Origin of the sequence: Mesorhizobium sp. M0159, assembly GCF_040322295.1 — a bacterium.
In the GTDB taxonomy this organism is placed as follows: Bacteria; Pseudomonadota; Alphaproteobacteria; order Rhizobiales; family Rhizobiaceae; genus Mesorhizobium.
In genome coordinates this window covers 126,878-148,015 of the sequence record NZ_JAMYTF010000006.1, presented here as the reverse complement: position 1 = coordinate 148,015, position 21,138 = coordinate 126,878, and the positions used below count along the sequence as shown (strand labels likewise).

General features: G+C 63.9%; 18 protein-coding genes and 1 pseudogene. 15 read left to right on the top strand and 4 right to left on the bottom strand.

Annotated elements, in window-relative coordinates:
• The first annotated feature begins 172 nt into the window (after positions 1-172).
• Complete coding sequence (locus tag NKJ32_RS08670) at positions 173-1,852, top strand: formate--tetrahydrofolate ligase (protein WP_023679514.1); 1,680 nt, start codon at positions 173-175, stop codon at positions 1,850-1,852.
• A gap of 77 nt (positions 1,853-1,929) precedes the next feature.
• Here NKJ32_RS08670 and NKJ32_RS08665 read toward each other — a convergent pair whose 3' ends face one another.
• Positions 1,930-2,577, bottom strand: a complete 648-nt coding sequence (locus NKJ32_RS08665) for a cysteine hydrolase family protein (protein ID WP_023679515.1) — start codon at positions 2,575-2,577, stop codon at positions 1,930-1,932.
• 127 nt (positions 2,578-2,704) lie between these two features.
• Here NKJ32_RS08665 and NKJ32_RS08660 point away from each other — a divergent pair, with 127 nt between their 5' ends.
• The 3 genes from NKJ32_RS08660 to NKJ32_RS08650 all read left to right on the top strand — a co-directional run bounded on the left by NKJ32_RS08660 (position 2,705) and on the right by NKJ32_RS08650 (position 4,867).
• Positions 2,705-3,694, top strand: coding sequence for a helix-turn-helix domain-containing protein (locus NKJ32_RS08660; RefSeq protein WP_352690594.1), 990 nt, complete (start codon positions 2,705-2,707; stop codon positions 3,692-3,694).
• 187 nt (positions 3,695-3,881) lie between these two features.
• Positions 3,882-4,361: a type II RES/Xre toxin-antitoxin system antitoxin gene (parS, locus tag NKJ32_RS08655; protein WP_352638288.1), complete on the top strand. Its 480-nt coding sequence runs from the start codon at positions 3,882-3,884 to the stop codon at positions 4,359-4,361.
• Positions 4,358-4,867, top strand: a complete 510-nt coding sequence (locus NKJ32_RS08650) for an RES family NAD+ phosphorylase (RefSeq protein WP_023679518.1) — start codon at positions 4,358-4,360, stop codon at positions 4,865-4,867. The genes parS and NKJ32_RS08650 overlap by 4 nt, the downstream gene beginning before the upstream one ends.
• 58 nt (positions 4,868-4,925) lie before the next feature.
• Here NKJ32_RS08650 and NKJ32_RS08645 read toward each other — a convergent pair whose 3' ends face one another.
• Complete coding sequence (locus tag NKJ32_RS08645; RefSeq protein WP_023679519.1) at positions 4,926-5,483, bottom strand: sugar O-acetyltransferase; 558 nt, start codon at positions 5,481-5,483, stop codon at positions 4,926-4,928.
• A 147-nt stretch (positions 5,484-5,630) separates the two neighbouring features.
• Between NKJ32_RS08645 and NKJ32_RS08640 the strand changes: the two genes are divergently transcribed.
• The 3 genes from NKJ32_RS08640 (at position 5,631) to NKJ32_RS08630 (ending at position 8,616) form a co-directional block, all read left to right on the top strand.
• The gene (locus NKJ32_RS08640; RefSeq protein WP_023679520.1) at positions 5,631-6,092 is read left to right on the top strand and encodes a membrane protein; all 462 of its coding nucleotides are present in this window, start codon (positions 5,631-5,633) and stop codon (positions 6,090-6,092) included.
• The gene (locus NKJ32_RS08635; RefSeq protein ID WP_352568029.1) at positions 6,089-7,465 is read left to right on the top strand and encodes an FAD-containing oxidoreductase; all 1,377 of its coding nucleotides are present in this window, start codon (positions 6,089-6,091) and stop codon (positions 7,463-7,465) included. The genes NKJ32_RS08640 and NKJ32_RS08635 overlap by 4 nt, the downstream gene beginning before the upstream one ends.
• A gap of 101 nt (positions 7,466-7,566) precedes the next feature.
• Positions 7,567-8,616: a M14 family metallopeptidase gene (locus NKJ32_RS08630; protein WP_352568030.1), complete on the top strand. Its 1,050-nt coding sequence runs from the start codon at positions 7,567-7,569 to the stop codon at positions 8,614-8,616.
• A 14-nt stretch (positions 8,617-8,630) separates the two neighbouring features.
• On the opposite strand, the pseudogene NKJ32_RS08625 reads toward NKJ32_RS08630, so the two are convergent.
• Positions 8,631-9,400: pseudogene (locus NKJ32_RS08625) on the bottom strand (isocitrate lyase/PEP mutase family protein).
• A gap of 320 nt (positions 9,401-9,720) precedes the next feature.
• Here NKJ32_RS08625 and NKJ32_RS08620 point away from each other — a divergent pair.
• Together NKJ32_RS08620 and NKJ32_RS08615 are read left to right on the top strand one after the other, a co-directional pair.
• A complete protein-coding gene (locus NKJ32_RS08620) occupies positions 9,721-11,910 on the top strand; it encodes an anthranilate synthase (protein ID WP_352568033.1) in 2,190 nt (729 codons plus the stop codon).
• A 32-nt stretch (positions 11,911-11,942) separates the two neighbouring features.
• A complete protein-coding gene (locus tag NKJ32_RS08615) occupies positions 11,943-12,872 on the top strand; it encodes a cation diffusion facilitator family transporter (protein ID WP_502894484.1) in 930 nt (309 codons plus the stop codon).
• Between the two features lie 230 nt (positions 12,873-13,102).
• Here NKJ32_RS08615 and NKJ32_RS08610 read toward each other — a convergent pair whose 3' ends face one another.
• Entirely contained in the window at positions 13,103-14,185 is a 1,083-nt protein-coding gene (locus tag NKJ32_RS08610; protein WP_352568034.1) for a hypothetical protein, read from the bottom strand.
• Between the two features lie 101 nt (positions 14,186-14,286).
• Between NKJ32_RS08610 and NKJ32_RS08605 the strand changes: the two genes are divergently transcribed.
• The 6 genes from NKJ32_RS08605 to NKJ32_RS08580 all read left to right on the top strand — a co-directional run bounded on the left by NKJ32_RS08605 (position 14,287) and on the right by NKJ32_RS08580 (position 20,921).
• The gene (locus NKJ32_RS08605; protein ID WP_352456435.1) at positions 14,287-14,745 is read left to right on the top strand and encodes a DsrE family protein; all 459 of its coding nucleotides are present in this window, start codon (positions 14,287-14,289) and stop codon (positions 14,743-14,745) included.
• Between the two features lie 171 nt (positions 14,746-14,916).
• Positions 14,917-15,714 (top strand): SDR family NAD(P)-dependent oxidoreductase, encoded by a 798-nt coding sequence (locus NKJ32_RS08600; RefSeq protein ID WP_352568035.1) that lies wholly within the window; start codon positions 14,917-14,919, stop codon positions 15,712-15,714.
• A 49-nt stretch (positions 15,715-15,763) separates the two neighbouring features.
• On the top strand, positions 15,764-16,072 hold the full coding sequence (locus tag NKJ32_RS08595) for a putative quinol monooxygenase (RefSeq protein ID WP_352450553.1): 309 nt from the start codon (positions 15,764-15,766) through the stop codon (positions 16,070-16,072).
• A 272-nt stretch (positions 16,073-16,344) separates the two neighbouring features.
• Positions 16,345-17,433, top strand: a complete 1,089-nt coding sequence (locus tag NKJ32_RS08590) for an AbrB family transcriptional regulator (RefSeq protein ID WP_352568036.1) — start codon at positions 16,345-16,347, stop codon at positions 17,431-17,433.
• 186 nt (positions 17,434-17,619) lie between these two features.
• Complete coding sequence (locus NKJ32_RS08585) at positions 17,620-19,707, top strand: TonB-dependent siderophore receptor (RefSeq protein ID WP_352827341.1); 2,088 nt, start codon at positions 17,620-17,622, stop codon at positions 19,705-19,707.
• On the top strand, positions 19,707-20,921 hold the full coding sequence (locus NKJ32_RS08580; protein ID WP_352568038.1) for an MFS transporter: 1,215 nt from the start codon (positions 19,707-19,709) through the stop codon (positions 20,919-20,921). The genes NKJ32_RS08585 and NKJ32_RS08580 overlap by 1 nt, the downstream gene beginning before the upstream one ends.
• Positions 20,922-21,138 lie beyond the last annotated feature (217 nt).

Here is a 21,138-nt window from a genome sequence, read left to right as displayed (position 1 = left end):
AGAACCTGTAGCAGGGCAGCCGGCCGCAGAGGCATTTTCTTCGTAGGAAACATAGTTGCATGAAAGTTGACGCCGCGGCAGCGACAGGGGTAGAACATGCCCGCGCCTGCAATGCCGGGCTATTCTTGCGACCACACTAGTCAAATCCGTCCAATTCAGAGGGAAGTCGTCCATGGCCGAAGTGAAGTCCGACATCGAGATCGCGCGCGGCGCCAGGAAGAAGCAGATCCAGGAGATCGGCCAGAAGATCGGCATTCCGAGCGAACATCTTCTGCCCTACGGCCACGACAAGGCGAAGATCTCGGCCGAGTTCATCAAGTCGGTGAAGGGCAACAAGGATGGCAAGCTGATCCTCGTCACCGCCATCAACCCGACACCGGCCGGCGAAGGCAAGACGACGACGACGGTGGGCTTGGGCGATGGCCTCAACCGCCTCGGCAAGAAGGCCATCGTCTGCATCCGTGAGGCTTCGCTCGGACCGAATTTCGGCGTCAAGGGCGGTGCCGCCGGCGGTGGCTACGCGCAGGTCGTGCCGATGGAGGACATGAACCTCCACTTCACCGGCGATTTCCACGCCATCACCACCGCGCATAATCTGCTGTCGGCGCTGATCGACAACCACATCTATTGGGGCAACGAGCTCGGCATCGACACCCGCCGTGTCGTCTGGCGCCGCGTTATGGACATGAACGACCGGTCGCTGCGCGAGATCATCTGTTCGCTCGGCGGCGTCGCCAACGGTTTCCCGCGCGAGGCCGGTTTCGACATCACAGTCGCCTCGGAAGTCATGGCCATCCTGTGCCTGTCGACCGACCTGAAGGACCTGGAAAAGCGCCTCGGCGACATCATCGTCGCCTATCGTCGCGACAAGTCGGCCGTCTATGCGCGCGACCTCAAGGCCGACGGCGCCATGGCCGTACTCTTGAAGGATGCCATGCAGCCCAATCTCGTGCAGACGCTGGAGAACAACCCGGCGTTCGTGCATGGCGGCCCCTTCGCCAACATCGCGCATGGCTGCAACTCCGTCGTTGCCACGACGACGGCGCTGAAGCTTGCCGACTACGTCGTCACCGAAGCCGGTTTCGGCGCCGATCTCGGTGCCGAAAAGTTCTTCGACATCAAATGCCGCAAGGCCGGCCTGAGGCCCGCCGCGGCGGTCATCGTCGCCACGGTTCGCGCCATGAAGATGAATGGCGGCGTCAAGAAGGAGGACCTCGGCAAGGAGAACGTCGAGGCGGTCAAGAAGGGCTGCGCCAATCTCGGCCGCCACATCGAGAACATCCGTCAGTTCGGTGTGCCGGCTGTGGTCGCCATCAACCATTTCTACTCCGACACAGAGGCCGAGATCCAGGCGATGAAGGACTACGTTGCCTCGATGGGCGAAGAGGCGATCCTGTGCAAGCACTGGGCTCAGGGATCGGCCGGCATCGAGGAACTGGCCAAAAGAGTCGTGGCGTTGGCCGAATCCGGCGCGTCGCAATTCGCCCCGCTCTATCCCGACGCCATGCCGCTGTTCGAGAAGATCAACACCATCGTCCAGCGCATCTATCGCGGTTCCGAAGCGATCGCCGACAAATCGGTGCGCGACCAACTCCACGCCTGGGAGCACGCCGGCTACGGTCATTTGCCGGTCTGCATGGCCAAGACGCAATATTCCTTCTCCACCGATCCGAATCTGCGCGGCGCGCCGACCGGCCACACCGTACCGGTGCGCGAGGTCAGGCTGTCTGCCGGCGCCGGCTTCGTCGTCATCATCTGCGGCGAGGTGATGACCATGCCCGGCCTGCCCAAAGCGCCATCCTCGGAAAAGATTTTCCTGAACGAAATGGGCCAGATCGAAGGCCTGTTTTAGGGATAATCAACGCTTGAACGGCAAAGGGCGCCGCAACGCTGCGGCGCCCTTTTGGCGACTTCGCGACGAGCTCGTCCCTAAGCCGCGCTTCGCGCCAGCGCGCGCTGGTTGGAGGCATAGGGTGTGTCGTGCTGGGGTACCACGCCGGTCTTCAGACAATCGATCCACTCGGCGGTCTTGAGAACGGCCGCGAAGCGCGACTGCAGGACGATCGTCACCACGCGATGGATTTCCTCCCCCGAAGCGTAGCCGGCGCTGTTGGCGTACGGCAATGACCCCGTTGCGTCCGACAGGAACTCGACCTCAAAACCCATATGCACGGCGTGGATGACCGTCGACAGGTCGCAATTATGCGTCATGTAGCCGATGACCGTGATCGTATCGATAGAGTTGGCGCGCAGCCACTCCTCGAGGTCCGTGCCGGTGAAGGCGCTGGGCAAGTTCTTTTCGATGTAGTGGTCACGGTTTCGCCTGGCGATTTCCGGGTGCAACTCGGCGCCATGGCTGCCCTTGGCGAAGACCGGTGAGGTTTCCGGCGCCAACTGTTTGATGACCACCACCTTGACGCCTGCCTCGGTGGCCGCATCCATCGCTCGCGCCACATTGACGACGCTGTCGCGGAAGGGCGGATGCTGGATGGCGAGATTGCCGCCGTCATAGTCGTTTTGAACATCGATGACGATGAGGGCGCGGCGTGGAGCTTTGCCTTTGGCTGGTTGCGACATGGGGTTTCCTTTCCCGTTGGACATTGATGGGTGGACGATAAGCTCGGCACCGGATTGCAAAAAGTGTCCCGATTGACATTATTCGAAAGAATTGGGACAATCGGCCTCACCCGTTGCTGGAGCTCCCATGACCGATCCTGCCGTTGCCGCCATCGCCTTCGATGGCATCAGCCCGTTTCATCTCTCCGTGCCGTGTCTCGTGTTCGGCGCGGATCGCACGGAGCTCGGCCTGCCGCGCTTCGACTTCCGGGTCTGCGCGATTGAGGACGGGCCGATCCGCACCGATGCCAGGCTGACCATCAGCGTCCCGCACGGGCTTTCCGCGCTCGATGACGCCGACATCGTCATCGTGCCAAGCTGGAAAGATCTCGGGAGCTCGCCTCCAGCGGCATTGATCGACGCGTTGCTTGGCGCGCACGAGCGCGGCGCGCTGATCGTCGGACTGTGCTTGGGAACGTTCGCTGTTGCGGCGACCGGACTGCTTTCGGGGCGGCGAGCGGCGACGCACTGGGCCTACGCGGATCAGCTGCAGGAACTCTATCCCGACATTCTCGTCGAACCGGAAGTGCTCTACATCGACAATGGCGATGTCGTGACATCCGCCGGCGTCGCCGCCGGGCTCGACTGCTGCCTGCACGTCGTACGGGCTCGTTACGGCGCGGAGGCGGCACTTCGCCTTGCCCGGCAGATCGTGCTTTCTCCGCACAGGCAGGGCGGGCAGGCGCAATTCATCGAACGTCCCATCGCCAGGACCGGCAATGCGGACCGCTTCACCCAAGCTCTCGAAGCGGTGCGCAAAACCCTGGGTGAGCCGCACAGTCTGGACAGCGTTGCCGGTCACGCCGGCCTCACCCGCCGGACGTTCACGCGCCGTTTCCAGAAAACGATCGGCACCAGTTTCGGCGACTGGCTGACCGACCAGCGCGTCCAGCTGGCGCAACGGCTGCTGGAAGCAACGGAAAAATCGATGGACACGGTTGCCTTCGAGGCCGGCTTCGGCAGCGCTACCTCGCTGCGCCAGCATTTCGCAGCGCGCCTCAGAACCTCGCCGGCGCAGTACCGGCGCGAATTCTCGAAGAGTGCTCAGGAGGAGCGCGTGGCGCACATGCCGAGGTGAAATTCGGCTCGCGCTCGATTCCAGGGCAATCGCTTCAGTGCCGACGTTGGACTGCCATCTGGCCCGAGTAGGCTATCTTTTCTCTCGAAGCGATTGCCCTGCTCTCGATCCTGTCGTGCTTGAAAGGCTCTGCGTCATCTGTCATATATTAAAGCGACAGATGACGCGAAGAGGGCTCGCCGTGGCGATGGCATTGGAAAAGGCTGCGCCAGCAGCAAAAAACAATGAACTTCAGAAGGTGGCGAAATTGCTAGGCGGCAGCCGCATTCTGGCAAGGCGCCTCAGCAGCGCTTTGGATGCCCACGAGTTGCTTCTGCACGGCCTGCCGGCTTCAGCGCTGGACCATCTTATCGGGCAACTCGTCTTCATCCAGAAGACCGATTCGCTGGAGAAGGCCGTCGGCATGAGCCTGCGCACCTACCAGCGCCGCAAGGATGCTCCGTCCAAGCCTCTCAGTCAGGACCAGAGCGGACGCACCTGGAAGTTCGCGGAGATCCTGTCGAAAGCGACCGACGTGTTCGGTTCGCAGGCGGAGGCAGAGCAATGGCTGGAGCGCCCGGCGATTGGGCTCGACCAGCGTCGTCCAATCGACCTTCTGGCGACGCCGGCGGGGATCGAGCTTGTAGAAGACTATCTGGAACGGCTTGAATATGGCGTTTATGCATGACGCCGCTGCCGGCGGCGCTTGGTGGCTCCGACCTCATCGGATGGCGCCTCGATCAAGCCGCGTTTGCGCCTACATGGGACAGTGGCGAGGGCGCATACAGGGTGGGCGGACGCTGGAACAGCAAGGGCGTGCGCGCCGTCTACTGCTCGATCGATCCGTCGACTGCGATCCTCGAGGTTGCGGTTCATAAGGGCTTCAGGGCGCTCGACACGATAGCGCATGTCATGACGGCAGCGATCGTCAGCGATGTCGCGGATGTGCATATCGTCGACCCCGCCGCCGTGCCCAACCCCAACTGGTTGCGCCCGGGCATTCCGAGCTCCGGGCAACAGGCGTTTGGCGACGATCTTCTGCAACGGCACCGGTTCGTGGTGATTCCGAGCGCGGTATCGCAGCGTAGCTGGAACCTGATCTTCGACGCGAGCCTCGCCAGAGGGGCATACGCCATGAAGACCCAGGAGGCGTTTGCGCTCGACACACGGTTGCATCCACCTCCGGCCAAGTGACATAGCCGCCCCCATGTCCATCAGAACGAGGACGTGACCGGCGACAGAAGCACGGTGCTCAGTTGTTGCTGATTACCCGTGCCGGATTGCCGACCACCGTGGTGTTCGCCGCCACGTCGCGCGTCACCACAGCACCGGCGCCGACGATGGCGCCATCGCCGATCCTGACTCCGCCGAGGATGACGGCACTGCCGCCGATCCAGGCATTGTCGCCGATCTCGACCGGCTTGGCGATCTCCAGCCCTGTCCGTCGCCCGGCAGCCTCCTTGTGGTGCTCGGCGCAATAGATCTGCACATTCGGGCCGAGCAGCGTTCCCTTGCCGATGCGCACTGGCGCCGTGTCGAGAATGATGCAGCCGGCATTGAGAAAAACGCGGTCGCCGAGAAAGATGTTGAAGCCATAGGCGCAGTGGAACTGCGCCTCGATCCGGGCGCCCTCGCCCGCAGCGCCGAGCAGCGTCCGCAATCCAGGCCCGATATCGCCACGCTGCCGGGGTGGCAGGCTGTTGTGCTCGAACACCGCGTCTCGCGCCGTGATGCGCAACGCCTCCAGTTCCGGATCGAGGCAGCAATACCACTCGCCCGCCGCCATTTTCATGCGTTCGCTTCCGGCCATGGCTGCAACTCCAGTTTCAACTTTGCCAAAGCACAAGTGGTGAAAAAACGGAAGCGCCGGCGGCGACACCACCTCTGGTCAAATACCGGACCTATGGTAGCTTGCCCTCTCGGACCTGTCCCAAGCCGGCCATCGAGGGGATCAATCATGCTGTACATTTTTGCACTCCTGATTGGCATCGTTGCCGGGCTTCGCGCCATGACCGCGCCCGCCGCCGTCGCCTGGGGCGCCTGGCTTGGCTGGTTGCCGGTCGCGGACACCTGGGCGAGCTTCATGGGCCACTGGATCGCCGTCGGCATCTTCACCATCCTGGCCATCGCCGAACTGGTCACCGACCAGCTGCCCTCGGCGCCGAGCCGCAAGGTGCCGCAGCAATTCGGCACGCGTATCGTCTTGGGCGCTTTCACCGGCGCGGTGATCGGCGCCACCGGTGGCGCCATCATCGGCGGCCTGATCGCCGGCGCCGTTGGCGCGGTGATCGGCACGCTGGGCGGCGCCGAGGCGCGTAAACGCCTGGCCGCCGCCTTCGGCAAGGACCCGCCGGCCGCCTTCATCGAGGACGCTGTGGCGATCGTCGGCGGGCTTCTGATCGTGGCGGCGGTGGCATGACGGCAAAGACATTCGACGCCATTATCGTCGGTGCCGGGCAGGCCGGCCCACCGCTCGCCGGCAGGCTGAATGCGGCCGGCATGAGCGTGGCGCTGATCGAGCGAAAGCTGGTCGGCGGCACTTGCGTCAACACCGGCTGCACGCCGACCAAAACGATGGTGGCAAGCGCTTATGCCGCGCATCTCGCCCGCTCCGCCGCGGATTACGGGGTGACGCTATCCGGTCCCGTCGGCGTAAACTACAAGGCGATCAAGGCGCGCAAGGACAAGGTCTCCAACGACGCCCGCGGCAATCTCGAAGACTGGATTGCCGGCATGGACAAATGCACGCTCTATCGCGGCCATGCGCGCTTCGTAAGCGCCAACACGGTGCGCGTCGGCGACGATCTGCTGAGCGCCGAAAAGATATTCCTCAACACCGGCGGCCGCGCCTCGGTGCCCGACCTGCCCGGCATCGACGGCATTTCTTACCTGACCAATTCCTCGATGATGGATCTCGACGTGCTGCCGCGCCATCTCATCGTTGTCGGCGGCAGCTATGTCTCGCTCGAATTCGCGCAGATGTTCCGCCGCTTCGGTTCCGAAGTCACGGTCATCGAAAAAAGCCCGCGTCTGATCGGTCGCGAGGACGAGGATGTCTCGGACGCCATTTTGTCGATCCTCGAAAACGAAGCCATTGCCGTCCATCTCGGCGCCGACGACATCCGCTTCGCCAGGCGAGGCAACGAAATCGCCGTGACCTTCTCGCCAGGCAAGGCGGCTGCGGTCGGCTCGCATGTGCTGCTGGCGCTCGGCCGCACGCCAAACACCGACGATCTCGGCCTCGACAAAGCCGGCGTCGAGGTCGACAAACGCGGCTTCATCGTCGTCGACGACCAGTTGCGCACCAGCGTGCCCGGCATCTGGGCGATGGGCGACTGCAACGGCAAGGGCGCCTTCACCCACACCTCGTACAACGATTACGAGATCGTCGCCGCCAACCTGCTCGACAACGATCCGCGCAAGGTCAGCGACCGCATCGAGGCCTATGCGCTCTATATCGACCCACCACTCGGCCGCTGCGGCATGACCGAAGCCGCGGTAAGGAAATCCGGCCGCCGCGCCTTGGTCGGCCAGCGGCCAATGACCCGCGTCAGCCGTGCAGTCGAAAAAGGTGAGACGCAAGGCTTCATGAAGATCCTGGTCGATGCCGACACCAACGAGATCCTCGGCTGTTCGGTGCTCGGCCCGGGCGGCGACGAGGCGGTGCACTGCGTGCTCGACCTGATGTATGCCAAGGCGCCGGTCAGCACGCTGGCGCGCGCCGTGCACATCCACCCGAATGTCTCGGAGCTTCTGCCGACCATCGCCCAGGAACTCAAGCCGCTGGTGTGACGGCCGGGTAGAATCGTGCGCCCATGGCGGCGCCGGCTGGACCAATCGACAGCCCAGCGGCAAAAGGGCATGTGTTCCGCCTCTTCTCCCGGAGGCATCCCATGCAGAAGTCCATCGAACGCGTCGCCGGCGACAGCGAAGGCGTTTCCTACGAATTCCCCGTCTTCCGCTTCGCCGGAACGGACAAGACGGCGCCTTCCGTCTATCTGCAGGCGGCACTTCATGCCGGCGAATTGCCGGGCGTCGTCGCCATCGACACGCTGATGCCGATGCTCAGCAAGGCGGAAGCCGAAGGCCGCATCACCGGCAATATGACCATCGTGCCCTGGGCTAATCCGATCGGCCGCGCGCAATATCTTTACGGCGACCATCAGGGCCGCTTTCATCTAGGCACGCGCACCAATTTCAATCGCGGCTTTCCGCGGCTCGCCGCGCCCGACCTCACGCTGCTGCCGGCGCACGGCACGGTCGACCAGCGGCTGAAAACGCGGCTGCTGCAGCTCTCCATCGGCCACGACATCGTGCTCGACCTGCATTGCGACGATGAGGGCCTCGCCTATCTTTACGTCCACACCAGCCTGTGGCCGGCCATGGCGGATTGTGCAGCGGCCATGGGCGTCGATGCGGTGATGCTGTGGGACGAAGACCCCGACGGCACCTTCGAAGGCGCCTCGATCATGCCGTATCAGAACGTTCCCGCCGACGTCGCGTGCCTCGACCGGCGCGTCGCCACCACCGTCGAATATCGCGGCATACTCGATGTCGACGGCGCCCACGCCGGCGCCGATGCCGAAGGGCTCTACCGGCTGCTGGTGGCGCGCGGCGTCATCCAGGACCAGGCGCTGCCCGCGCCTGGCAGCTTCGTTGGGCTCGTCGCGCCGCTCGAAAACATCGAGATGATGCCGGCGCCCCGCTCGGGCGCGATCCTTTACGACGTGAAGCCGGGCGACCGCGTCGCCAAGGGTGCGCGCCTTGCCACCATCGTCCACGCGCCCGGCGAGCCCGACGGCCGCACGGAAGTGTTGGCGCCGCAGGCTGGCCTCATCCTGACGCGGCGTTCCCGCCGCATCATCCGCGCCGGCGAAGACCTCTTGAAGCTGGTCGGCGACGGGACGAGCGCCGATGCAAGGTCGGGAACGCTGGACGACTGACGCACCCCGCCAGGCTACCCCGAAATCGCCTGTCGCGCCTTGGCCTCCAGCCATTCGGCCATCTGCCGGTACGGCACCGGACCATGGCTCACGCGGGCGACGCCGAGTTCGGCAAGCCTCTGGCGCGGCGGCACATGCGCCAGGGCAATGATGTTGACCGGCAATGCCGTTGCCTCGCAGAGCGCCTCGATCAGGCCTTCATCGGCAAGCCCAGGCGCAAAGAAGCCATGCGCTCCGGCCCTTTCGTAGGCGTGCGCCCGCTCGATCGCCTGATCGAGAAGAGCCTTGTCGTGCGCACTCGGTTTAGTCTTCAGGAAAATGTCGGTTCGGGTGTTAATGAAGGCCGGAATACCCGACGTCTTCACCGCCGCTGCAGCCGCTTCGATCCGCCTCACCTGTATGGCGATGTCGTGCAGCCCACTGCCGCCGACGATCTGATCCTCGAAATTAAAGCCGACGGCTCCAGCCTGCACGGCGAGCGTCACGCTGCGGGCGACAACCTCCGGAGCGACCCCGTAACCCCCTCGAGGTCCATGGTTACCGGCACATCCACCGCCGCAACGATGCGTTTGATGTTTTCGAGCGCCAGTTCCAACGGGATTTTCTCGCCATCGGCGAATCCGAAAGCGGCCGCGACCGGCCAGCTTCCGGTGGCGATGGCCTTGGCCCCTGCTTTCTCGATGATCTTGGCGGAGCCTGGGTCCCAGGCATTGTAGAGGACAATCGGGTTTCCCTTGACATGGAGGGAATGGAACGTCCGTGCGCGGTCGAACTGCTGGGTCATTTGATGTTTTCCCGTCTTCCTGCTGTTTGATGCAGAGTCTAGGCAGGACTGCCGGTCTTGGCCATGTGCCATGGGTTGCGAAAGCGGCAGCCACCCCACAGACTTTCAAACCTGTTGCGCATACCGCTTTTCGCGGCTATGGATTTCGCCATGAATATGCGTTCGATCAAGACCATTTGGTGGTGGGCTCGCTGACAGCGGCCTGTTCGAACGCGTTCGCGTGACAATAGAGGGTGGCCGCAGCGGAATGTCCGGGCGGCCATTTGTTTTTTCAAGCCATTCCCGGGTCCGTTGCCCCAAAGACGCTGATGGAGACGGCAATGACGACGAAAATTCTGGAGAATGGCGCCGAGCGCTTCGTCACGGCGGGTGGCGTGGCGATTACCCGCCAGCGCCATGACCGGCCTTACGAGGGGGCGATCGACGGCTATGTCGATGGCCTGAATTCGCGCCGCGGCGCCGTGTTCTCCTCGAATTACGAATATCCTGGCCGCTATACGCGCTGGGATACCGCCATCATCGATCCGCCGCTGGTGATCTCGGCACGCGGCCGCGCCATGCGCATCGAGGCGCTGAACCGCCGCGGCGAGGTGCTTTTGCCGGTGATCGGCACGGTGCTTGCCGGCCTTGACGATGTCACGATCGCCGAGACGTCGAATAAACTCATCCGCCTCGAGGTCGCCAGGCCCGGCCGTGTCTTCACCGAAGAGGAACGCAGCCGCGTTCCCTCCGTCTTCACCGTGCTGCGCGCCATCACCGCTTTGTTCAAGACCGAGGAAGACGCCAATCTCGGCCTCTATGGCGCCTTCGGCTACGATCTCGCCTTCCAGTTCGATCCGGTCGACTACAAGCTCGAGCGCAAGCCAAGCCAGCGCGACCTCGTGCTGTTCCTGCCCGACGAGATCCTCGTCGTCGACCATTATTCGACCAAGGCCTGGACCGACCGCTACGACTATTCCGGCGATGGCTTCTCGACCGAAGGCCTGCCGCGCGACGAAATCGTCGAGCCGTTCAGGACCGCCGACCGCATCCCGCCGCGCGGCGACCACGAGCCCGGCGAATATGCCAAGCTGGTGCGCAAGGCGATGAAGAGCTTCGAGCGCGGCGACCTGTTCGAAGTGGTGCCGGGGCAGATGTTCTACGAACGCTGCGAAACCCAGCCCTCCGAGATTTCCCGCAAGCTGAAGAGCATCAACCCTTCGCCCTATTCCTTCTTCATCAATCTCGGCGAGGGCGAATATCTGATCGGCGCCTCGCCGGAAATGTTCGTGCGCGTCAACGGCCGCCGCGTCGAGACCTGCCCGATCTCCGGTACCATCAAGCGCGGCGACGACGCCATCTCCGACAGCGAGCAGATCCTGAAGCTGCTCAATTCGAAGAAGGACGAATCCGAACTCACCATGTGCTCGGACGTCGACCGCAACGACAAGTCGAGGGTCTGCGAGCCGGGCTCGGTGCGCGTCATCGGCCGCCGCCAGATCGAAATGTACTCCCGCCTGATCCACACCGTCGACCACATCGAGGGGCGGCTGCGCGAAGGCATGGACGCCTTCGACGCCTTTCTGTCGCATGCCTGGGCGGTCACCGTCACCGGCGCGCCGAAATTATGGGCCATGCGCTTCATCGAGCAGAACGAGAAGAGCCCGCGCGCCTGGTATGGCGGGGCGATCGGCATGGTCAATTTCAACGGTGACATGAACACCGGCCTGACGCTTCGCACCATTCGCATCAAGGACGGCATCGCCGAGGTGCGCGCCGGCGCCACGCTGCTCTTCGACAGCATTCCCGAGGAAGAAGAAGCCGAAACCGAACTGAAGGCATCCGCCATGCTCTCCGCCATCCGCGACGCCAAATCAGGCAATGCCGCCAGCACCGAACGCAGCACCGCGCGTGTCGGCGACGGCGTCAACATCCTGCTGGTCGACCACGAGGACAGTTTCGTCCATACGCTCGCCAACTATTTCCGCCAGACCGGCGCCAACGTCTCGACGGTGCGCACGCCGGTGCCGGACGAGATCTTCGACCGGCTGAAGCCAAACCTGGTCGTGCTGTCGCCCGGCCCCGGCACGCCGAAGGACTTCGACTGCGCCGCCACCATCAAGCGGGCCCGTGCGCGCGACCTGCCGATCTTCGGCGTCTGCCTCGGGCTGCAGGCGCTGGCCGAGGCCTATGGCGGCGAGCTGCGCCAACTGCACATCCCGATGCATGGCAAGCCGTCGCGCATCCGCGTGTCGAAGCCGGGCATCATCTTCTCCGGCCTGCCCAAGGAGGTGACGGTCGGCCGCTATCATTCGATCTTTGCAGATCCGGTGCGGCTGCCCGATGGTTTTGTCGTCACCGCCGAGACCGAGGACGGCATCATCATGGCCTTCGAGCACCGCAAGGAGCCGATCGCCGCAGTGCAGTTCCACCCGGAGTCGATCATGACGCTCGGCCACAATGCCGGCATGCGCATCATCGAGAACATTGTCGCGCACCTGCCGCGCAAGGCCAAGGAAAAGGCCGCTTAATTCGAGGGCTCAGCGTTGGGATCTTTTCCCCAGTGACCGCGGCAGAAATCAAAGCCGCCGCCAGGCAGAAGGTCGCCAGCCTCGCCTTCTGGTCGATCGTCGTCGCCTGCGTCGTGCTCGGCCTGAAGCTGGTGGCCTGGTACGTCACCGGTTCGGTCGCGCTTTATTCGGACGCGCTGGAATCGATCGTCAACGTCATTGCCTCGGCCGCCGCCTATTGGGCGATCCAGGTCAGCTACAAGCCAGCCGACCAGGACCATCCGTTCGGCCACCACAAGGCCGAGTATTTCTCGGCCGTCCTCGAAGGCGTGCTGATCGTGCTTGCCGCCTTGCTGATCCTCAATGAGGTCTGGTGGTCCTGGCAGCATCCTGCGCCGCTGGAACAGCCATGGACCGGCCTTGCCGTCAATGGCGTCGCAACGGTCATCAACGCCGTCTGGGCCTTGACGCTGATCCGCACCGGCCGAAGCGAAAAATCGCCGGCTCTCGTTGCCGACGGCAGGCACATCATGACCGACGTGGCGACCTCGGTCGGTGTGTTCATCGGCCTGGTCGGCGCCGTACTGACCGGCTGGCAGGTTCTCGATCCAGCTCTTGCGGTGATCGTGGCGCTGAACATTCTGTGGCAGGGCTGGCACGTCATCGGCTCGTCGATGAACGGGCTGATGGACCGCGCCGTCGACACCCAGGAACATATCCGCATACGCGACATCATCTCGGCCAATTGCAAGGGCGCGCTCGAGGTCCACGACCTGAAGACGCGCATCGCCGGCCGCGCCACCTTCATCGAGTTCCACCTGGTCGTCGACGCCGACATGTCGGTCGGCGCCAGCCACGTCATCTGCGACCGCATCGAGGACGCGCTGCAGGCAGAGATCCCTTCCGTCCGCGTCATCATCCATGTCGAGCCCGACGACGAGGCGAAACTGCCCAAGGGCACGACGGCCGTGCCCTTTGCGTGAGGTGGCGGCGGGACGCCGCCATCCAAAACCTTGAGATCGGCGGGACAGCACCCCCCTCTGTCCTGCCGGACATCTCCCCCTCAAGGGTGGAGATTGGATGTCGCTTTGGCTTTCGCCAATCTTCAAAGAAGAACGCTGTCGGTGAAGCTGCCGATCTCCCCCCTTGAGGGGGAGATGTCCGGCAGGACAGAGGGGGGGTGCTGTCTCGCCGGCATCGCGTCTCTGAACTGCTAAAGCCCGCAGGCAGCCTGCGGCATCGGCTCCAGCCGGTAGACCTTGTCGTCGGAGCTGGTGTCGTCCTCCGCCGAGCACAAATCGATGATCGGCAGGCCGCTGTTCGGGTTGGCCAGCATCATCGTGCCGTTGGCGCCGCGGCGAAGGAAGACCTCCTTTTGCGCGATATCGCAGGAGGCAGCACCCGTCTTCGCGCTCGCCGCGCAGCGCCATTGGTCGCCCTCGCCCTGGCAGTTGTAGACCTGCGTGACCTTGGCCGATTTCTGCCGCGTGGTAACCGAAACGGCGATATCGGCGCCGCTTGGCCAATTGGCCGGATCGCCCTCCTTGGCGAAAGACGCCAGCTCGACCGGTCCGCGGAACACCCTGATCGACTGGGTCAGTTGGTCTGGATGCGAGCCGAGATGCGCGGCGTCGTAGTCGCGTCCGTAGCAGAAGGGCTGGTCCGGCTTCAGCCGCTCGCGCAATGGCGGGCCAAGGGCCGGGTCGATCGGGTCGATGCGCGCGAACTCCGCCTTGCAGGTGGCGGCCGGCATCGGGTCGAGCCTGAAGCCGTTGTCGTCCTTGCCCAGCGCCTGCCTTTCGTACTCCGCCTTGCCGAGCTCGTCTTCCGATCCGGCGTCGAGATAGAGGTCGGGCTGCACGTCCGAGACGATCAGCCGGCCTTTGTCGTCGACCTTCAGCGAAGCCATGGTGCGATCGCAGTCCATGCCGCAGCGGATCGGGCCGGTCTTGCCGTCCTCCGACTCATGACTGCACCAGCCGCCGAGCCATTCAGGCGCCTCGGCGCCGCGCACCGTCGTCGCCATGAAGCCATTGTAGGAGGAATCGATGCCGGCGCTTGGCTCCTCGTTTGGCCGGCTGACCGGATCGCGGCCGTAATAGAAGAAGATGCGCGTCACCTTCTGCTGCGGATGCGACTTGAGATGCGCGGCGTCATAGACGCGGCCGAAGCAAGCGTCCTTGCCGTCGGGGCTGAGCTCGGTGAGTTTGAGCGTGTCGTCGGCGAAAGCAGCACCGGCGACGGCGGCAAGCAAGGCAACCCCAACTCCGGCGCCCATCACGGTCCTTGATATCATGCTGGCTCCCCCTGCCCCGACAAGACGTGGCTTCAATTTATGCTAGGATTGAGGCCGAGGCCACGCAATTTGCGCCGGCCGGATAAATGGGAGATGAAGCCATGCGACGCCGCGATATTTTCCGCGTCGGTCTTGCCGGGGCCGCCGGGCTTTTCGGGCTGCGCCCCATCAAGGCCGCAGCTAGTGAAGTCAAGCCGGCGGCTGCCGAAGAGGAAAGGCAAAAGGTCGCCTATCATCTCAGCGACCTCGACAAGGTCAATTTCGTGCTCGGCAACATCAAGAACCACTTCGAAGGCACCGACGGCAAGGTCGACATCGCGCTTGTCGTGCACGGCCCAGCACTTGCCGCCTTCAAGTCGAAGGGCATATCGGCCGCCATTTCCGGGCGGTTCGCCGGCCTTGTCCAGGATGGGCTTAGCCCGCACGCTTGCGCCAACACCATGCACGGCATGGATATCGGCCTGGCCGACCTGCTCGACGGCTTCCATGCAGCCGACAGGGGCGGCGTCGTCAAGCTCGCCGAATTGCAACGCCAGGGCTACGCCTATCTCAGGCCATAAGGCAATTCCAGGAAAAGTGTGAAACGGTTTTCCGTCCGGAATTGCGTCAAGACAAAGAGGGAGCGGTTCGCCGTTTCCGTGAAACGGTGAACCGCTCTAAACTTTTACGGACTTGAACGCGAGGACTGCGAGGGCCTACGAAGAGCAGGCAGAGTCCCCGGAGGAATAGACGTGCCAGCCACCACCACCCTTGTCAGCCCCTCTCTGGTCATCCCCGACCTTGCCGGAAAGGCGGTCCTGGTCACCGGCGCCTCGACGGGCATCGGCGCGGCGCTCGCACTCGCCTACGCCGCGCAGAAATGCCGCGTCGCGCTGCATTACAATTCGAGCCGCGCGGCTGCCGAAAACCTGGCCGCGACCATTCGCAACGGCGGCGGCGACGTGTTCCTCGCCCAGGGCGATTTCTCGATCCCCGCCGATGTCGAGCGCGTCGTCGAGGACAGTGCGCAACATTTCGGCCGGCTCGACGGCCTCGTCAACAATGCCGGCGGCATGCTCGGCCGCGTGCCCTATGCCGGGCAGACCGAGGCGCATTACGACGCGGTGATGGACCTCAACGCGCGTTCCGTGCTGACAGCTTCGCGCAAAGCAATCCCATGGCTGAAGCGGCAGGGCGGCTTCATCGTCAACACCTCCTCGATCGCCGCGCGCAACGGCGCCGGTGGCGGCGCCGGCCTTTACGGCTCGGCCAAGGCCTTCGTCTCCAACGTCACGCGCGGCATGGCCAAGGAGCTGATCGGTTTCAACATCCGCGTCAACGCGGTGGCGCCCGGCACGATCGCGACACCTTTCCACGAGCGCTACTCGACCGACGACCAGATGAAAGGCATGATCGCCACCATCCCGCAGGGCCGCGCCGGCACCGCCGAGGACTGCGTCGGCGCCTATCTGTTCCTCTCCTCCGATCTGTTGAGCGGCTACATCATCGGCCAGGTGATCGAGGTCAATGGCGGCCAGTTGATGCCGTAGGCGACGAACTGCATACTCCTGGTTGCGTCATCTCAACGGAGCAAAGCGAATGTACGGACTGATCGGCAAGATGCGGGCGATGCGCGGCCAGCGTGACGCAATGATGGATATCCTGCTCGCCAGCACCGGCGCCATGCCCGGCTGCCTGAACTACATCATCGCCACCGACCCGGCCGATGCCGACGCGATCTGGGTGACCGAAGTGTGGACCGACGCCGAAAGCCACAAGGCTTCGCTGCAGCTGCCCGAAGTCCAGGCGGCAATCGCCAAGGCACGGCCGATCATCGCCGGCTTCGAGTTCCAGGTGGAGACGCATCCTGTTGGCGGGTTCGGGTTGCCGGCGGTGAAGGCGGGATAGAGGGAGAGGCCGGCAGGACAGCGCCCCCCTCTGGCCTGCCGGCCATCTCCCCCTCAAGTGGGGAGATTGAATGTCACTTCGGCCTTCGCCAATCTTCAAAGAAGAGCGCTGTCGACGAAGCTGCCAATCTCCCCACTCGAGGGGGAGATGTCCGGCAGGACAGAGGGGGGCGCGAAGGATCGCTACGGATGGTTGGTGCCATTACCACCCAAGCCCTTTTCCGCGCAAAAAGGGGTTCGCATTTTTTCGCCACCGGTCTAAGAGCCCCATCTATGGATTCTTCCCCGAACCCGCCGGCCATCGAGCACCTGGCGCGGATCCACAGGGCCTGGCAGTGGCCGGTCCTGGTGGTGGTCTCGGTGCTGTTTGCCGGCGCGCTGGAACTCGCTGCCCTGCCCGCCGCGCTCTTGATCGGACCGATGCTGGCGGCCATCGCTGCCGGCACCAACGGCGCCACGGTGCGCGTGCCGCGGGTTCTGTTCGGCTCAGCCCAGGCGGTCGTCGGCTGCTTGGTCGCCAGTTCCATCTCGGCCGATATCTTTCCCGTCTTCTACAAGGAATGGCCGCTGTTCCTTGGCGTCGTGATGGCGACGGTCGCGGCATCCAGCCTGCTCGGCTGGCTGATTAGCCGCTGGCGCATCCTGCCCGGCACCACCGCGGTCTGGGGCTCGTCGCCGGGCGCCGCCACCGCCATGGTGCTGATGGCCGGTGCCTTCGGCGCCGACCAGCGCCTCGTCGCCTTCATGCTGTATCTGCGCGTCATCTGCGTCTCGATGACGGCAGCCCTGGTGGCCAAGCTTTGGGTCGACACCTCAGGCATCGAGGTGCCGGCCATCGTCTGGTTCCCGCCGGTCGATCCGCAGAGCTTGGCCGCAACATTCGGCGTGGCGCTGGTCGGCGGCCTCGCCGGAAAGCTTTTCCGGCTGCCGTCGCCGTTTTTCCTCGGCACCTTCATTTTCGGCACCGTGATCCATCTCGGGCTCGGCGTGACCATGCAGTTGCCACCCTGGCTGCTTGCCTTGAGCTATACGATGATCGGCTGGAGCATCGGCCTGAATTTCACCAGGGCCATTTTGCGCCACGCGGCCCGCGCGCTGCCGCAGATCGTCGGCTCGATCATTGCCCTGATCGTCTTTTGCGGCGGCCTCGCCTTCCTGATCAGCCGCCTCCTCGGCATCGATCCGCTGACCGCCTATCTGGCAACCAGCCCCGGCGGCATGGACAGCGTCGCCATCATCGCCGCCGCCGCGCAGCATGTCGACATCTCCTTCGTCATGGCGCTGCAATCGGCACGCTTCCTGATCGTGCTTCTGGTCGGCCCAAGCGTGGCGCGGCTGGTGGCGAGAAGCCTCAAACCATAGCAGCTTGCCTCTCCTTGATTCGCAGCCGGTTTTCCTGAAACCGGTCGCACTTTGCTGCCGCCGACCGTATCGGGCCAGCACGCGCACGAGCTCAAAAAATAACTTGACTCAAATACTCAGATTTGAGAGCCCCCTTCCGTCAATGTTGTACGGAAGAGTGGAGACGAGTTGATGCGGATACGGACGATGACATGGCTCCTGGGGATATCATTGCCGGGCAGCATGACCCTGCTCGGCCTGTCCGCGCCGGCTCACGCCCAGGACCAGGGCGGCGTCACCGTTCTCAACAAGATCGAGGTCGATGCCGAGAGCGACGAGATCCTCGTGCAAGACGGCTACGTCGCCAAGAAGGACCGCATCGGCACCAAGACCGACACGCCGATAGTCAAGATTCCGCAAGCGGTTTCGGTTGTGACGCAAAAGCAGATCGAGGACCAGAAGCCACGCACGCTGAACGAATCGCTCGGCTATGTCGCCAGCGCCAATCCGAACAGCTTCGGCTTCGACACCCGCTATGATGCCTTCTTCCTGCGCGGCTTCCAGGCCTTTTACAACGGTATGTTCCGCGACGGGCTGCGCCAGTACAACGGCCCCTCGGCCTGGTTCAAGACCGAGCCCTACGGCATCGAAGGCGTCACCATCCTGAAGGGTCCGGCCTCCTCGCTTTACGGCATCAGCGGTCCGGGCGGCATCGTCAATCTGGTCACCAAGCGCCCCAAGGAAGAACAGTTCCGCGAAGTCGAAATGCTGCTCGGCGCACACAATCGCTTCCAGGCCGCACTCGACGCTTCCGGCCCGGTGAACGAAGACGGCAGCATCCTCTATCGCTTCACCAGCCTCGGCCGCACCAGCGATACCGACCTGCCCGGTTATCCCGACGACAAGATCTATCTGGCGCCGGCAGTCACCTTCAAGCCGGATGAGGACACCAAGCTGACCATCCTCGGGGAATATTCGAAATCCGTCACCGGCGGCACCGCTGCCTTCTACAATTCAGGTGGCGCTCTAACGAACCTCTACGAGGGCGATCCCGCCTGGAACGACTTCGACCAGACCCACGGCCGTATCGGTTACGAGTTCGAGCACCGTTTCAACGACGTGCTGACCGTCCGGCAGAACCTTCGCTACAGCGCCGTCGACAGCGACATCGAGTACAGCGGCCATTACCCGGACGGCCCGGATCTGAAACGCTACTGGGGCCACTACACCGAGACCATGAAGAACTTCGTCGTCGACAACATGGCGCAGTTCGAATTCGATACCGGCCAAGTCAGGCACACGGCGGTAGCCGGCATCGACTACGCCTGGTCCAATTATGACGCCGGCAGCGGTATCTCCTATGTCTCCGTCGACGACATCAAGGCTGCTCCGGTTCCTTACTATGGCGGGCAGGAGATGAACCAGCTCGGCGCCTACCTGCATGACCAGATGGAGTGGAACGATTTCACCCTGTTCGCCAGCGGTCGCTACGACTGGGCCGACACCACCTCGACCGCCGCCGACTTCACCAAGTCCAAGCAGGACGACAGTGCCTTGTCCGGCCGGCTCGGCCTGTCTTACCAGACCGAATGGGGCATCACGCCCTATATCAACTATTCGACGTCGTTCTCGCCCAATATCGGCTTCGTCTATGACGATGTCAGCAGCCCTGTCGGTCGCGTCGCCCGTCCGACCATTGCGACGCAGAAGGAAATCGGCGTCAAATACGAATTTGCCGACTATAACGCCGCCGTCAGCGCCGCTCTGTTCGACATCGACCAGAAGGATGGCGTCGTCTTCGACGCCTCGACCGGTATTAACAAGCAGCGCCAGCTCGACCTGAACTCGCGCGGCGTCGAGCTGGAAGCCAGCGCTTCGCTCGACAACGGTCTCAGCATACTCGCCTCCTACACCTATCTGCGCGTGAAAATCGAACGCGGCGCCACGGGAACCGCAGGCAAGGAACTGTCGGCGACGCCAAATCACATCCTGTCGCTCTGGGGGCAGTACCAGTTCGAGGACGGCACGCTGCAGGGGCTCGGGCTGGGCAGCGGCGTTCGCGTCGCCGGCTCGAGCTATGGCGATGACACCAACACCTTCAAGAACGACGCGCGCGCCTTCGTCGACGCCTCGCTCTCCTACGATTTCGGCTACCGCAATCCCAAACTCGAGGGCGTGAAGCTGCAGGTGAACGCCAAGAACCTGTTCGACACTCAAAAATCCATCTGCTCGGCCGGCTATTGCTACCGCGACGAGGGCCGCTCGCTGTTCGCTAGCCTGCGCTACCGCTTCTGATGTCGATCGCCGTTTCCAGCCGGGCATCGACGCCTGTCGCGATCGTCCTGGCGATCGGCGGGCTCTATGTCGCGCAGAGCGTGATCGGCGGCATCACCTGGGCGGGCCTGCCGGCGGTGATGCGCGACCAGGGCCTGCCGCTCGACCGGATCGGCCTGGTCTCGCTGATCGCGCTGCCATGGGCGCTCAAGTTTCTATGGGCGCCGGCCGTCGAGCGCTATCGGCTGCCGCCGGTCGGCAAGAACCGCACCGGCACGATCGTAGCCGCCGGTGGGCTCGTGTCCATCGCCGGGCTGTGGGCCGTCGGCGCGCTCGGCCCGGAGGCCTGGTGGCCGGTTCTGGCCTGCCTGACCATCGTCGCCTTCGCCGCCTCGACGGTCGACATTGCCTGCGATGGTTTCGCCGTGCAGAGCCTGGCTAAGGAAAACCACGGCTGGGGCAATGCCGCGCAGGTCGGCGGCGCCTATCTCGGCTCGGCCATCGGCGCCGGCCTGTTTCTGTTTCTGGTCGACGCTTATGGCTGGCGCATCGCCGTTTGGGCGATGGCTTTGCTGCTCCTGCCGCTCGGCCTGCCCTTCCTGCTTGGCGTGGCCAACCGCGCGCGCGAGGAGACGCGCGAGCATGTTCCCAGCCTCCTCGACGCGTTGAAGCGTCACGAAATTCGGCGCGGCCTGGCAGCGTCGGCCATCTATGTCCTGGCCCAGAAGGCGGCACTCGCCATGCTCGGACCATTCCTGATCGACGCCGGGCTCGACCTCTCGATGGTCGGACTTGTCAACGGCGTCGGCAGCATGTTCGTCGGCCTGGCTGCCGCACTCGCCGGCGGCGCTCTCGTCAAATGGTTCGGCCCGCGCAACGTGCTCGTCCTGGCGCTTTTCCTGCAGGCCGGATCGCTGTTCTTCTTTTCGGTCTTCGATTTTCTTGGTGGCTTCTCGACCACCGCTTTGATGGCCATCGCGGTGCTCAGTTCGTCCGGCTTCATGGCTCTCGGTTTCGTCGCGCTTTACGCGCAGTTCATGCGCTGGTCAGATCCAAGACAGGCGGGCGTCGACTTCACGCTGTTCCAGTGCATGGACGCACTGGTGAGCATGGCCGGCGGGATCGCGGCCGGCTACGCCGCGCAGTATTTCGGCTATGGCGCGTTCTTCGCAGGCGCCGGCCTCGTCGCGCTTCTGGCCGCCCCGGCGATCGCCTTCGTATCCGACCGCCGGTGACCCCGCCCGCCCTTGTGCAGCAGGGGAATCGCATATGGAAGTTTGGGGCATTTGCCAGGCCGCGTACCCCCACCCCTAACCCCTCCCCACAAGGGGGTGGGGGACGATGCCGCTGCTGTTTCGGCTAGAATCGTCGAAGTTTGCCGCTGAGTGGCGCTGCCGCAAAAGTTCCCCTCCCCCTTGTGGGGAGGGGTTAGGGGTGGGGGTCTTCTTCGCA